General features: G+C 47.6%; 13 protein-coding genes and 2 riboswitches. Of the genes, 3 read left to right on the top strand and 10 right to left on the bottom strand.

Annotated elements, in window-relative coordinates; translation table 11 throughout:
- Positions 1-2: 2 nt before the first annotated feature.
- Positions 3-185, bottom strand: a complete 183-nt coding sequence (locus ACI4N7_RS00740) for a hypothetical protein (RefSeq protein ID WP_439731456.1) — start codon at positions 183-185, stop codon at positions 3-5.
- 406 nt (positions 186-591) lie between these two features.
- Between ACI4N7_RS00740 and ACI4N7_RS00735 the strand changes: the two genes are divergently transcribed.
- Positions 592-1,509 carry a LysR family transcriptional regulator gene (locus ACI4N7_RS00735; protein ID WP_439731455.1) on the top strand — a complete coding sequence of 306 codons (918 nt, stop codon included), beginning with the start codon at positions 592-594 and terminating at the stop codon, positions 1,507-1,509.
- A 96-nt stretch (positions 1,510-1,605) separates the two neighbouring features.
- Here ACI4N7_RS00735 and ACI4N7_RS00730 read toward each other — a convergent pair whose 3' ends face one another.
- The 6 genes from ACI4N7_RS00730 to ACI4N7_RS00705 form a co-directional block, all read right to left on the bottom strand.
- A complete protein-coding gene (locus ACI4N7_RS00730; RefSeq protein ID WP_439731454.1) occupies positions 1,606-1,929 on the bottom strand; it encodes a hypothetical protein in 324 nt (107 codons plus the stop codon).
- Between the two features lie 413 nt (positions 1,930-2,342).
- Positions 2,343-3,593 carry an SLC13 family permease gene (locus ACI4N7_RS00725; RefSeq protein WP_439731453.1) on the bottom strand — a complete coding sequence of 417 codons (1,251 nt, stop codon included), beginning with the start codon at positions 3,591-3,593 and terminating at the stop codon, positions 2,343-2,345.
- Between the two features lie 247 nt (positions 3,594-3,840).
- Complete coding sequence (locus tag ACI4N7_RS00720; protein ID WP_439731452.1) at positions 3,841-4,386, bottom strand: glutathione peroxidase; 546 nt, start codon at positions 4,384-4,386, stop codon at positions 3,841-3,843.
- 841 nt (positions 4,387-5,227) lie between these two features.
- A riboswitch (cobalamin riboswitch) is annotated at positions 5,228-5,403 on the bottom strand.
- Between the two features lie 100 nt (positions 5,404-5,503).
- Positions 5,504-5,676: riboswitch (cobalamin riboswitch) on the bottom strand.
- 119 nt (positions 5,677-5,795) lie between these two features.
- Positions 5,796-6,848, bottom strand: a complete 1,053-nt coding sequence (locus tag ACI4N7_RS00715; RefSeq protein WP_439731451.1) for a type II asparaginase — start codon at positions 6,846-6,848, stop codon at positions 5,796-5,798.
- 74 nt (positions 6,849-6,922) lie between these two features.
- Positions 6,923-7,276, bottom strand: coding sequence for a hypothetical protein (locus ACI4N7_RS00710; RefSeq protein WP_439731450.1), 354 nt, complete (start codon positions 7,274-7,276; stop codon positions 6,923-6,925).
- Between the two features lie 24 nt (positions 7,277-7,300).
- Positions 7,301-7,510: a hypothetical protein gene (locus ACI4N7_RS00705; RefSeq protein ID WP_439731449.1), complete on the bottom strand. Its 210-nt coding sequence runs from the start codon at positions 7,508-7,510 to the stop codon at positions 7,301-7,303.
- A 3-nt stretch (positions 7,511-7,513) separates the two neighbouring features.
- Between ACI4N7_RS00705 and ACI4N7_RS00700 the strand changes: the two genes are divergently transcribed.
- Both ACI4N7_RS00700 and ACI4N7_RS00695 read left to right on the top strand, forming a co-directional pair.
- Positions 7,514-7,894, top strand: a complete 381-nt coding sequence (locus ACI4N7_RS00700; RefSeq protein WP_439731448.1) for a hypothetical protein — start codon at positions 7,514-7,516, stop codon at positions 7,892-7,894.
- Between the two features lie 133 nt (positions 7,895-8,027).
- Entirely contained in the window at positions 8,028-8,318 is a 291-nt protein-coding gene (locus tag ACI4N7_RS00695) for a hypothetical protein (protein ID WP_439731447.1), read from the top strand.
- Between the two features lie 71 nt (positions 8,319-8,389).
- Here ACI4N7_RS00695 and ACI4N7_RS00690 read toward each other — a convergent pair whose 3' ends face one another.
- The 3 genes from ACI4N7_RS00690 to ACI4N7_RS00680 form a co-directional block, all read right to left on the bottom strand.
- Complete coding sequence (locus tag ACI4N7_RS00690) at positions 8,390-9,217, bottom strand: hypothetical protein (RefSeq protein WP_439731446.1); 828 nt, start codon at positions 9,215-9,217, stop codon at positions 8,390-8,392.
- Positions 9,214-9,954 (bottom strand): hypothetical protein, encoded by a 741-nt coding sequence (locus ACI4N7_RS00685; protein ID WP_439731445.1) that lies wholly within the window; start codon positions 9,952-9,954, stop codon positions 9,214-9,216. The genes ACI4N7_RS00690 and ACI4N7_RS00685 overlap by 4 nt, the downstream gene beginning before the upstream one ends.
- Positions 9,955-10,555: 601 nt before the next feature.
- Complete coding sequence (locus ACI4N7_RS00680; protein ID WP_439731444.1) at positions 10,556-11,974, bottom strand: radical SAM protein; 1,419 nt, start codon at positions 11,972-11,974, stop codon at positions 10,556-10,558.
- Positions 11,975-12,575 lie beyond the last annotated feature (601 nt).

Raw genomic sequence — 12,575 nt, 5'->3', positions numbered from 1 at the left:
ACTTATTTAACGAGGTAACTTAATTTACGCTTCTTCAAAGCTTCCATTTCATCCATGGTCAAACGGTTGCCCTGAATAGAGTTTTTAAAATCCTGCTCATACTGCAGATTGTGAACATATCTTCCGGCGGATTCCAGCCTGTGAAGACAGAGCCTGGAAAAAAGGATTTCTTTGCTTTCGGTCATACGAATCACTCCTTATCGAAAACATGGACTTATGACTGAATATCACCCCGGCAGTGAGTTATTTGATGGTTATATCTTACCCCTTTTCTTAAATTATTAAAAATATCTGATAGGAATTTAAAATATATCTGTGTTAAGTTCCTGTAAAGCCTCCCATCAGCTATATTTTTCAGAAAATTTCCCATACTTTATGGCGAATGCTTATAATTCTTATATTTTTATTTGACTTTATAATTATTTTCCAATATTATATAAAGTAAATACATAACTGTATATGTATATTTCTATCCATTTATATCATTGACCGGTTATTAATCTACCGCTGTTTCACTGCTGATTCCATAGAAAACAGGACCATGTATCAGAAATCACCCCGGCAGTATTTCTGATCATCAAGGAGTTTATTATGGAAATTGAAAATTACAGGAATTTTCTTGCTATTGTGGAAGCGGGAAGCATGACCTCTGCTTCTGAATATATCCATATTGCCCAGCCGGCTTTAAGCAAACAGGTCAAATCTCTGGAAAACTACTTCGGCGCCAAGCTGATCATTACCACCAGAGGCAGCAAGCATCTGATCCTCACCGACGCAGGACGCATCCTCTACCAGAAAGCCAAATACATCTGCTCCCTTGAGGACATGGCAAAAAATGAAATTGATGACATCAATGACGGCAGCCGAGGTATTTTACGGATCAGTGCGGCGAATTCCAGGGCCTCTACTTTCATACATACCTGTCTGGAGCCCTTCCATCTTCTCTTTCCTCATATTGTCTATGAGATTTATGAAGGCGGCATCACCGAACAGACCCAGCAGCTCCTGAGCGGTATTACGGAAATCGGTATCCTGAGCGTTCCGCTGAATCACCAGGATAATTTTGAAATCCTGTTCCGCCGGAAAGAAACGATAGTGGCTGTTTTTCACCAGCAGTCTCCCCTTTTAAAAGATCTGCCCGAATCCGTTTCCCTCCGCCAGCTGGCCGAGATGCCTCTCTGCCTTTCAGGCGGGTGTTATCTGATCCTGCAGAAGGCTTTTGCCCAGGCGTCCCTGAAGCCCCATATTCTGAGCGTATGCACTACCAGAAATACCGCCCTCCAATGGGCCTCTGACAATACAGGAGTCGCCGTGGTCCCCATAGAGCCCGGTGAAATACTGGGTCCTGCATTCCGCTGCCGGAACATCGACAACGTAAATGCGGATTTAAGCAAAACCGTGGTCAAGGTCAAGGGCCGTCCTCTGTCCGTAATCGGCAAGAAATTCCTTCAGTTTTACAGCGAAGTGCGCCATGCAAAACCGCTTGTGCCTCCCAGGACACTTCAATAGTTCTTTTCTTCGTTTCCCGCAAAAAATTCCATCATAAAAGCACCGCAAAAATGATAATTCATTTTTGCAGTGCTTTTTAAATCGCTCGTTCCCTGATTACAGGATGCCGTCATGGGTACGCATAGTCACAGATACCTGAGGACATTCATCCACAAAGCGGATGGTAAAATCCTCCCCATGATCAACAAACTGCCAGTCTCCGTCTGCTGCAGGCTGCCCGTCTGCCGAAGTCACGGTAAAGCCCGCATCCCTTCTCACACGGACCAGATAGTCCGCCTTATCATTCACTACTCTGACTTTTCCTTTTAACGGCACAGGACGGCTGGTCAGTTCCGGTGCAGCAGAGGTGGGATTCGTCACGGCGCCAAGACCAAGAAGAATGGCTCCAATGACCAAAGCAGTAACTGCGCTTTTTTTCATTTTCATTCTCCTCCTTTACCGCCTTTTTTACCGACTGACGGAATTTTTTCCGATGGCAGCCGGAAAAGGCTGACTTTTACAGGGAAAGGATACCTGTCGGCACAGGCGCCTTGCACCGGCAGAATTCTTTTCCTTTTCACCTTCCATTCTTATTATATGGAATTGATTTAAATAAAGTTATTCCAATATGGCATGTAGTGAAAAGAGGGAATATTTCTTATGTAATACCTGTCTATTTCCTGCGAATTCCGGCGAGGAATATTGTTTTATAATAATATATGGAACAGGACATTCCAAAGAAAGCAGGGGGCGCCGGATTTGCTGCCAAACCGTCAGCCCGGAATGTCCTGTCCTCTACGACAAAAATCCGCGGTTATCCGCGGATTTTTATCAATTCTGCAGTTTTTCCAGGTTTACAAAAGCCACCGGTAGAAGCCGAAATAGGCAAAAAGAGAAAGGGACAGGACCCCTGCCGCAGAAATAGCAAACATGCGTATAAAGAGCCCCTGCATTTCCTCTTCATCTGCCCCGTTTTCCGATGAATAGGCAGCCAGCGCCAGCGCGCCTCCCGTAGAAAGAGGACTGATGCCGGCTGTATTGGCAATCATGCTGATGGCGGTAACCCACTCCACCGGATTCACCGGCCCGCTCATCTGATCCATAATATGAGGAATGGCAGGAATCAGCGTAGGCATGACCACACCGGAAGTAGACGAAAACCAGGACATAACGCCTGCTGTCATCCCCAGCACCGAAGCGGCTGTTTTATCATTCATCAAATCGGCTAAAACTCCGGAAAGCAGGTCAATGCCTCCCGTTTTGATAATCACATTCATCAGGACCCCTACGCCACAGATAAGCAGCAGCGTTCCCCAGGGAATTTTTTTCAGCGCCTCCCTTTCATCGGCCGCATGGAAGAAGGACAGAACCGCTCCTGCCCCGAATCCTGCCAGTCCTACGTTTACCTTGAAAACGATGACCGCCAGAATCATGATTCCTATGGCCAGCAGAGTCATTTTCTGTCTGCGGTCAAAGGAGCCGTACTTTCTCACCGCACTGCCGGACCGGTTCCTGAGGCGGAATCCGCCAAAGGCCATATATACCAGAAATGCATATACGGAAGAAGACAGCATGCCGTTAATCAGAAGAGGCTTCTCTATATGATACAAACCAAAGTCACTGCATAAATTGACGCCGATAATCCCCGTTGCTGCCAGAGGGGACATGCCTCCTCCCGCAGCACCCAGAAAGACAATTGCCGCCAGCATGGCCGGATTGATTTTCATTTCTGCTGCCAGGGACATTCCAAGCACCATCATAATTGCAGTCGTAGGAATTGTCCCCGGTCCCAGGGCTGATATCCCTGCGGCCAGAAAATACATGACAATCGGCACAAGCCAGGTATGCCGTCCGGACAATGACACAATTTTCTCTGCCAAGAGTCTTAATGCTCCATTGCCATCAGCCAGCCCGAAAAGGTAGGTCACTCCAAGAAGCATCAGAAACAGCGGTGCATTGAATCCTTCCAGAATGTCCATATCGCTGAGTCCTGCTGCCTTCCCTACGACCAATGCCAGCGCAATGCTCAGCAGCCCCGTATTCATCTGCCTGAAAAAACCGATAAAAATAGCCGCCCCCAATGCAGATAATGATAATAAAGCCATACCATCCTCCCCGGTCTGCCTTTAAAAGCCGTGTTTCCACAGGTCAGACCGGTCCTTTGGAAACCGGCATCCTCTGATATGACACAAGTATCATAGCATACATGGGATAATGGAATAAAATAAATGTTCGGAATAATAAATATGCCGATTCTATCTATTTCTCATTCCCTCTGCATGGACAGATTCTGAGGAAAACGGGCTGAAACAGACAAAATAAAAAAGAGCCTTTCGGCTCTTTTTATCTGTTTTACAGCAGTTTTTCAATTTCCGGAGCAATTGCTTCCGGTGTCTTTGTAGGTTCGAAGCGTTCTGCCACATTTCCTTCCCTGTCCACAAGGAACTTGGTGAAATTCCATTTAATGGAGTCATCATCCAGGAAATGGGGATAATTCTTCTTAATGAAATCCAGCAGAACCTGCGCATTGGGATGATCCATATCCAGTCCTTTAAAACCCTTCTCCTTTATGAGATATTTGAAAAGAGGCTGAGCCTCTTCTCCCCGCACGTTGCCCTTGCGGAACATGGGGAAGGTCACGCCGTAGTTCAAACGGCAGAATTCCTGAATTTCTCCATCGCTTCCCGGATCCTGTTCAGCGAACTGGTTGCAGGGAAATCCCAGCACCACGAACCCTCTGTCCTTATAGGTATTGTACAGTTTTTCCAGTCCTTCAAACTGCGGTGTAAACCCGCACTTGCTGGCTGTATTCACAATCAGAAGTACCTTTCCCTTGTAGTCGGAGAGGGAAATTTCCCTGCCTTTTCCATCCACTGCTTTAAAATCATAAACGTTCATCATAAACCTCCCTGGAATGTGTGATTCCCGAAAAAGCGGTGATTCTACCGCTGCTGAAAAAATTCATGCTCTTTCACTGCCTGAGAATCTGAATTTCTGCTTTTCTTTTTGAAAGCATATCAGATAAAACGATATTTCTCTATCTATGTTTTCATTATATCGAATTTTATCGAAATTTGCAAGCAAAAAAAGAAGCGACACCAGGCCGCTTCAAAAGGGGTTGGAGCTCGCAGCTCCTATGAGAACCTGTATAATAACATCCTTGCGGAATGCTATTACCAAAAATGGAATGCGTGATGATGGTATTCCCTGCTGCCACCATCACGCAGGGAGAAAGCATGAAACTGCTTCCCAACATGCCGGCAGTCCTCAGGAATACCGGCCGTCTATGAGAAAACTTCCTGTGAAGGAAGACGTTTTAGAAAGAAGGCGATGATCATATTTCCCTTTTATGACCATCGCCAAAAGGGAGATGAACCACAGGGGAAGGGCCCCTGTTTCTGAGTGGTGCAGGAGGCACCCGATATATAGGAACTTCATATTGAAGTTATGGTAGAAGTATAGGGTGATGATCGTATTTCCCTTTTACTACCATCACCCAAAAAGGAGATGAACCATGGAGAAATCCCCACAGGTATATGTAAAGCCTTCGCAGGCGTTACACCGAATGGATGGAAGCTGATGCAGGAAGGGGCGAAGCATGTTCCCTGTCATTTCCTCCCCTATGCCCTCTCAGCCGTAGAATAAGAAAATCCACCTTTCGCAAAGGACAAGGTGGATTCCGGGTACGTCAAAAAAGAACGGCTCTATGAATACACACCTTCCTATCGCTCGTAGGTCAAACGGTGATACAAAACAGGCAGTTCTCCTGACTCTGCTTCCTCGCTCCTCCAGCCTTCCCAATATCCTCAGTGACTTTTGTTGGATTCGCTCCGCATTACAGTGGCGGGACCGTGCCGGTTTCTCACCGGTCTTCCCTATTAAGCCCTTCAGGGCACCTGTTTCACTTATGTAATTGTGCTCCTCAATAACCGAATGTTCAAACCATTAAAAAACTCTTTGCACAAGCGCAAAGAGACATCCTTGAGACATCCCCTTCCCATCGCTCGTGGGTTCAAACGGTGATACAAGAGAGGCAGTTCTCCTGACTCTGCTTCCTCGCTTATCCGGCCTTCCCGATTTCTCAGTGACTTTATTGGATTCGCTCTGCATTACAGTGGCGGGACCGTGCCGGCTTTTCACCGGTCTTCCCTATTAAGCCCTTTGGGCACCTTTCTTTTCCTATTCGGTTGTATTTATAGTAGCACTCCTGATAACAGATGTCAAATCAATTTTATGACAGGGAATGAAAAGGAAACGCCGCTGCCGGCACAGGACGGCGCATGGCAGAGCCGACGCTCCATCTCTGCTTAATATGTCTCAAACATCTTCTGTATTTCCCGGCTGTCCTTTGTCCTCGTCAAAGCCAGCTGCAGAAGGATCCTCGCCTTTTGCGGATTCAGGGATCCTCCTCGGATGAAATGTTCCTTTTCGTAGGAATTCTCCGCTGCAATCACGGAGCCGCTGCCTGCATGGGAGCTTCTAACCACCGGAATTCCCTGCAGCACCGCTTTGGCCAGTTCCTTTTCGTCTTCCCTGTGTATGCTGCCGTTGCCGCATCCTGCATATACGATTCCTTCCGCACCTGCCTGCACGGCCGCCTGTACCATGACACCGTCGGCACAGGCATTTCCATAAAGGATATACACCTTTGGAAGGCGGGAGAGGTGACTGACATCAAAAGGGGCTTTTCCGCAGGGAATGCGCACCGGAAGGGCACACCAGAAAGGCTTCCCGTCATTCATATATCCCAGCGGGCCGTCAGGAGAACGGAAAGTATCAAGGGAAAGGGTATTTCCTTTGGTTACATTTCCGGCGCCGAAAATAGTATCATTCATCATCACCAGCACGCCCTTTCCTGCAGCGGAAGGATCTGCCGCCAGGCGGACGGCATTCAGGAGATTCATGGGACCGTCCGCACTGACAGCTGTGGCAGGACGCATGGCCCCTGTCAGCACCAGAGGAACGGAAGGACTGACTGTAAGCTGGAGAAACCAGGCCGTTTCTTCCATGGTATCCGTGCCATGAATGACCACAAGCCCATCCTTTTCTCCTGCCAGTTCATTGGCCCGCCCTGCCAGGGAAAGCCAGATGTCTTCCGTCATATCCTTGCTGTCAATGGATGCAATTTCTTCCCCCGTCACCCGGGCATAATCACTCACTTCCGGCAGAGCAGAAAGAAGTTCCTGCACTCTCAGCGCACCGGCTTCATACCCGGTGGTAGCTGTTTCAGAAGAGGCCTTTCCCGCGATGGTGCCGCCGGTAGCCAGGAGGTGCACGGAAGGTTTTTCCTCCTCTGCCGAAGCAGTTGCAGCGGAAAGAAGCAGAAATACAGTCACAAGCAGAAAAGTACAAAGAATCATAATCATGCCTCCCGGTAATATTCTCTGCTCATTATATCATTTCCGTCCAGCCGAAAGGATTGCCGTCAATCTATTCAGTGCTTCTCCATGGAAATACCTTCTGCATCTTCCATGTCCTTATCTGTAAGACAGAGAAGAATACCGACAAACGTGGTGGCAGCCATCATGAAGCCCAGATTCATCACATATCCTGCAAAGGGAAGGACTACCAGTGCCATGCCCACACTGCCTGCCAGACCGGGCATGAAATTAATCATGGCAGCAGCAGAACCCACATCCTTTTCTACCCGGGAAAGAAGCATCTCCATGGCATAAGGACGCATGGAGGCTTCCATCACCGTAAAGGGCAGGAAGGAAAGGAAGAAGGAAAGAGGCTCGTGAGAAAAGAAAAGAAGGCCTGTCATGCTGATGACACAGAGAGCAAACATATAAAAAATATATTTCCTTTCAGACTATATCTGCCGAAGCACCAGAAAAATAAAAGGACCTGCTGCGGCAGCCGGAGAATCTGCTCCGTAAGCCAGTGCATATTCCCGGGGCGTAAGGTGGAAGCCATCCTCATAAATGAAGGAGGATACGGCCAGATATCCCATGCAAGGCGCTGCCAGCAGGGAAAACATAAAAAGCGGCTGCATGAAAGAACGGACCCGAAGGACTTTCACAATATGAAAAAAGGAACGGAAGAAGCCATCCTGTATCCTTTGTTCCCGGGGAAGGGTTTCCTTGAGAAAGAGCCTGAAAACGGCTACCGCTACTATACCTTCACCCAGCTCCACATTGTGGAAGCCATCGTCCTCTGCCGTAATTTGAACATCCCCCTGGCCTGCTTCCGGGATTTCATCGACCGGCCCAAAGGAACACTTCGCTATGACAAGCTCGTACAGGAAGGCATTGAAAAAGCAGAAAAGCAGATCAAAATGCTGCAGAAAAAAATTCAATTTCTTCGTCTCGTAGAAAATGACTACCATCGGTCGGAATACACGCTGCACAGGAATCATCCTGTTTCCTGCCTTTCCTTCCCTCACACTCTGGCTCATCCCCTATGAAGGCAATGAATCAGGTCCTGCCTTCAGCCATATCCTGAAACAGAGCATGCGGGAAATCGAAAAGGCCGGATGAAAGGCAGGGCTGGTATACGGCATGAGCTATTTTTCGAAAACAAAACAAACCTTTTTCAGCATGGAACCGGCAGGCTCCCCTGAAAGCGGTAGATATCCGGACAGGGTATACTCCCTGCCTTCCTCCTGGTTTCGATCCATCGTTCGCAGGGATTCCGATATCCGGCAGGCACCGGCGCTCTTTCCTGATTTATTTGCCATGAATTATGATAAAATCATCTTAGAAAGTACTCTCTTTACCGGCGAATACCGATACCATGAACCATTTTACGAAGTAGACTGCCTGCTCCCTTCTTCTTATTCGCCTTATCCGGAGGATAATGTATTTCCCACCCTTTTCCCATTCAAATAAAAATAAGAAGCTTTCCTTCTCCACGCAAAAAGGCTCTGCGTCAAAAACGCAGAGCCTTTTTCCTGTTTTTCTTAAACAGCCTGACCATCACCGTCGGAAGGCAGATTTATAAGCTTTAAACCGGCTTCGCTGATAATATCCCTTTCGCTGTCCGGCGCCGCCAGGAAGAGAAAACGGTATGTACCGTCCACCTGGCTGGCAAAGCCGCGGATAAAGAGAGGAACCATCCACCCATCGGCAGAGAATACAGGACGAATGGAAAAGCTGTATGTTTTCGGATGAGTTTTTACGGTATGAAGCTGCTCCACATGAACCATATCTACCGTAAGGAAATCATAGGGCAGGGAACTTCCTGTATCTCTCCGCACCTCATCGACGGCCTGGAGAAATACTTCATTCATTACGCTTTCCAGCTTCAGAAGTCCCATGTTGAAGGCAAGCATCCGGCCTCCTGCTTTCCGGGTATGCCCCTGGGGGAGAAACATGCCTCCAAAGAAATCATCGGACTCCTTTCCGCGAAACGTGGCGCCGCCTACCAGAGCACCGGCAGTATGGCCCTTTCCCTTTACCGTCATGGTCCCCATGTGGCGGGCAAAGACGGAATTTCCCTCTGCCAGAGGTGCATAATGCATGTTCTTCGGCATGGTCACATGATTCAGAAACAGGTCATTCATTTCCGAAGAGGGAACGATTCCCGACTTCTTCACCGAATCTTCCAGAGATGCAGGCGCACTGCCGCCGTTCATCACCGGCCCCACGCCCGGAAATACAGGAGCCAGCGCACTCATCGGCTGCCAGGGTTCCGCAGTGGATGAAGCTGACGGACTCTCTGCTCCTGCCATGCTTCCTGCCATCAAAAGAGGCAGGGCCAGCAGGGCTGCTGTTTTCTTGATGTTCATTTCTTTGCTTCCTTCAATGCTTTGTCCAGAAAGGGACGGAAATAATTTCCCGACGCCTGGTCAGCAGCAAATACGGTATACACTGTCTTTCCTTCTTCTCTTGTAATAATTCCCTTCACATACAGAGGAATCATGAATCCGTTTTTCGTCAGAGACAATTTAGCATCAGCTGTGCGGTATGCCAGTCCCTGATCCGACTTTCTGTCTTCCCAGTGGGAATGTTCATCCACGGCCACAGCTCCATGAAGAAGATCCAGCGCCTTATCCAGAGATTCTTTCTTCTCCGTGCCCGCACTGCTTTCAGCCGCATCCTTATCAGCAAGCGCCGTCTTTCCGTACAGGGCCAGCTTCAGCATATCACTGTCAGATACGGAAAGAGACACCATCATCCCCTGATAAAAGGTATCATTGGCTGATGCCCTCACCTGGTACACCTTGCCTGTGCGCAGGATAGAAACGGCCATTTCAGAAAGTTCCTTTGAGTAATCCTTGTCCTTTGGGAAAACAGATGCACCCTCCAGTGCTTTTTCCACGGTTACTGCCGCATCAGGTTCCATCAGCCAGTCATGAAGCTGGCTCCCGAAGAAAGACCGCTCCCCGGGGTACACGGAAACAGAAGAACCCATATCCAGTACTTCCCCGCCGGACAGAGTCAGGGAATCAGCCTGTACTGCCATACCTCCTGCAGTCACTGCCAGGGCAGTCAAAGAAACTGCCAGCCATTTTTTCATTTTCATATATCTTCACCTTTCTTTAATCAATGCATGGTTATTAGAAATATTATAGCATTTTACAGGTATATGTGACTATGGGAATTAGCAGGCCCGCAGGCCGGCATGCCGACAGGATAACAGTGAATCGGAAAAACGTTCCGCTTTTTACGGCCCCCAAAAATAATACAGAAAACGGGAAACATTTCTTCTTATCTATTATCTATTCCATATGAGGGATACCGGGTAGATGATCGATCTGCCTATGGCACCTGCAGAACAGCTCCAAAATGGAAAATGTCTGGTTTCCTTTACCCATCCGTTTCCCGTCCGGTGCTTATAAAGTAAAACGAGCAGTCCCAACGGACAGATCATGAAAGATTTTCTTTTCGATTTCTCCAGTCCGCTGCTCTCTGCCGCATGAAACAGGAAGAGTCCCTGCACCGGATGCTGCACCTGCATTCAGACACAAGTCCGGAATTACTGAAAGAACCGGTCTTTACGGATGGCAAGGCCCATGATGCAGAATAACGATTTCCATAATGAAAGAGGTGCCCCGCTTCGGAGCACCTCTTTCATTATGAAGTTACAGAGTCATCTGATTTCACAGGCCTGCACCAGGAAATCATCAGGCACCTTTTGTCTGTTCTTCTTTATGGACATCCGGTCCGACAGGAACCACTTTGTTGTTTCTGATGGACATCCAGAGCTTCTCTGCCATAGGTGCCCACTGTTTGGCATAGGGCATGGTTTTCCTGCAGAGATCTTCGGCGCTTTCCGGTGCCAGCAGATCAGTGGATACGGCACCGCTTCGTTTAACCATTTCTGCCAGGGCCGGCGGATTTTCAAGCATGGGACACGGACGAAGATGATTCTTGTTGAAAGGCTGCCCTTTGGCATATTCCTTGAAGAGCGGCTGGGAGAGACATGTCAGAAGATCGTCTTTCTTGATATTGGCGCTGGAATAATGAATGAACACACAGGGTTCCACATCGCCATTTGGATTGATATGGCAGTAGTTCCTGCCTCCGGCTATGCAGCCGCCGATGTACTGGCCATCGTTCTGGAAATCAATAGCCATAAAGGGCTTACCTGTTTCCAGCTCACGGATTTCGCGGACTCTGTGCACCATATAGGCTCTCTGTTCCCTGGTGGGAAGGAGTGACAGATCGGCACCCTTGCCCACGGGCATGTAATGGAAGTACCAGGTATACCATGCGCCTTTACCGATAAGCATATCAATGAAGTCATCAGAAGTTACGGTTTCTATATTTCTTCTGGTGTAGCAGATGGATGTGCCGTAGACAATGCCGTATTTATGGAGCAGGTCCATGGCATGCATGACTTTGTCAAAATGGCCCTTGCCGCGGCGGCTGTCGTTTACTTCCCTCCACCCTTCGATGGAAATGGAGAAGGACAGGTTTCCTGCCTCACATACCTTTTTGCAGAAATCATCGTCTATCAGTGTGCCGTTTGTAAAGGCATGGAATTCACAGTCCGGATGCTCGCGGCACAGGCGGAGAATATCGTCCTTTCTTACCAGCGGTTCCCCGCCGGTCATCATATAGAAATGAATGCCCAGCTTTTTCCCCTGGGTGACAATCTTGTTCATAATATCGTAGGACAGGTTGAGCGTGTGCCCATATTCGGCAGCCCAGCAGCCTATACAGTGGCAGTTGCAGGCACTGGTGGGATCAAAAAGGATAATCCAGGGAATGTTGATACCGTATTTCTTTCTGCATTCCCATCTTTTTTTATTTCCATAAAAGGCAGCTTCAAATCCCAGATCCATGACGGCGGTCTTAATGATGTGGGGATTCAGCGTATCAAGAGCACGATTCAGGTATTTCCACCATTTATGGTTATATTGCAGAAGCAGGCGGACTTTATCAAAGGTCTCTTTTTCAAACATATCCCCATAGCCTTTTTGAATCATATAGGACAGCTTGATGAGGGATTTTCTCCGCTCTTCCGGATCCTTGATGGCAATGATATGATCGACGATAGCGCTGACAGCTTTTTTCTGAACCGCATGTGTAAGTTTCATAACAATTACCTTCCTTTCCACGATTTTGAAACATGAGGAAGTGCTGCGTAATATACTTTCTCAGGTCTCCTCTGCTGTACTACGATCATTTATCCCGGGTCTTTCTAGTTGATGAAAGTGATTTCCGAGGTGGATGGAATGAAAATCCACAGGTTTCATGATTCCCATGAATTCATTGCTCATTCAGCTCTCTACTGTTATTATAATTCTTCTCATTCAGCAATGTAACCGTAATACATTTTTAATCTTTTGTGCAATTATTTGGGCTTTCTCTCCGAAATTCGGGCTGTATCTATCCTCTTTTTCTCAATTAATCTGAAAAAAGTCGGTCTCTATTCTCAAAATCAAAATTTTCTGCTCTTTTGCTATGCATAAATCGCCGTTCAATAATGCATTTAAGTTATATAACGCCTGCAGTTTTATTAATAGAACTTTATAATACCCCATAATAAAAAATAGCACTCGCTGGAAAAGAGTGCTGATAAATATTATTTTCACCGTAAAAAAAGAACCCCCATGACGGGAGTTCTTTTTGAATTGGCGAAAGATTATTTTGTAATCTTAGCTACAACGCCTGCGCCAACGGTACGGCCGCCTTCGC

The sequence above is a fragment of the Dialister sp. genome (genome assembly GCF_051885895.1).
Classification (GTDB): Bacteria; Bacillota; Negativicutes; order Veillonellales; family Dialisteraceae; genus Dialister.
Note: the sequence above shows the minus strand (reverse complement) of the source record. Positions and strands in the feature narration are given on the sequence as shown.

Excerpts from the sequence above, each read along its gene's own strand:
- ACI4N7_RS00740 (WP_439731456.1), bottom strand. The coding sequence starts at position 185 with ATGACCGAAAGCAAAGAAATCCTTTTTTCCAGGCTCTGTCTTCACAGG.
- ACI4N7_RS00735 (WP_439731455.1), top strand. The coding sequence starts at position 592 with ATGGAAATTGAAAATTACAGGAATTTTCTTGCTATTGTGGAAGCGGGA.
- ACI4N7_RS00730 (WP_439731454.1), bottom strand. The coding sequence starts at position 1,929 with ATGAAAAAAAGCGCAGTTACTGCTTTGGTCATTGGAGCCATTCTTCTT.
- ACI4N7_RS00725 (WP_439731453.1), bottom strand. The coding sequence starts at position 3,593 with ATGGCTTTATTATCATTATCTGCATTGGGGGCGGCTATTTTTATCGGT.
- ACI4N7_RS00720 (WP_439731452.1), bottom strand. The coding sequence starts at position 4,386 with ATGAACGTTTATGATTTTAAAGCAGTGGATGGAAAAGGCAGGGAAATT.
- ACI4N7_RS00715 (WP_439731451.1), bottom strand. The coding sequence starts at position 6,848 with ATGATTCTTTGTACTTTTCTGCTTGTGACTGTATTTCTGCTTCTTTCC.
- ACI4N7_RS00710 (WP_439731450.1), bottom strand. The coding sequence starts at position 7,276 with ATGTTTGCTCTCTGTGTCATCAGCATGACAGGCCTTCTTTTCTTTTCT.
- ACI4N7_RS00700 (WP_439731448.1), top strand. The coding sequence starts at position 7,514 with ATGAAAAAAGGAACGGAAGAAGCCATCCTGTATCCTTTGTTCCCGGGG.
- ACI4N7_RS00695 (WP_439731447.1), top strand. The coding sequence starts at position 8,028 with ATGGAACCGGCAGGCTCCCCTGAAAGCGGTAGATATCCGGACAGGGTA.
- ACI4N7_RS00690 (WP_439731446.1), bottom strand. The coding sequence starts at position 9,217 with ATGAACATCAAGAAAACAGCAGCCCTGCTGGCCCTGCCTCTTTTGATG.
- ACI4N7_RS00685 (WP_439731445.1), bottom strand. The coding sequence starts at position 9,954 with ATGAAAATGAAAAAATGGCTGGCAGTTTCTTTGACTGCCCTGGCAGTG.
- ACI4N7_RS00680 (WP_439731444.1), bottom strand. The coding sequence starts at position 11,974 with ATGAAACTTACACATGCGGTTCAGAAAAAAGCTGTCAGCGCTATCGTC.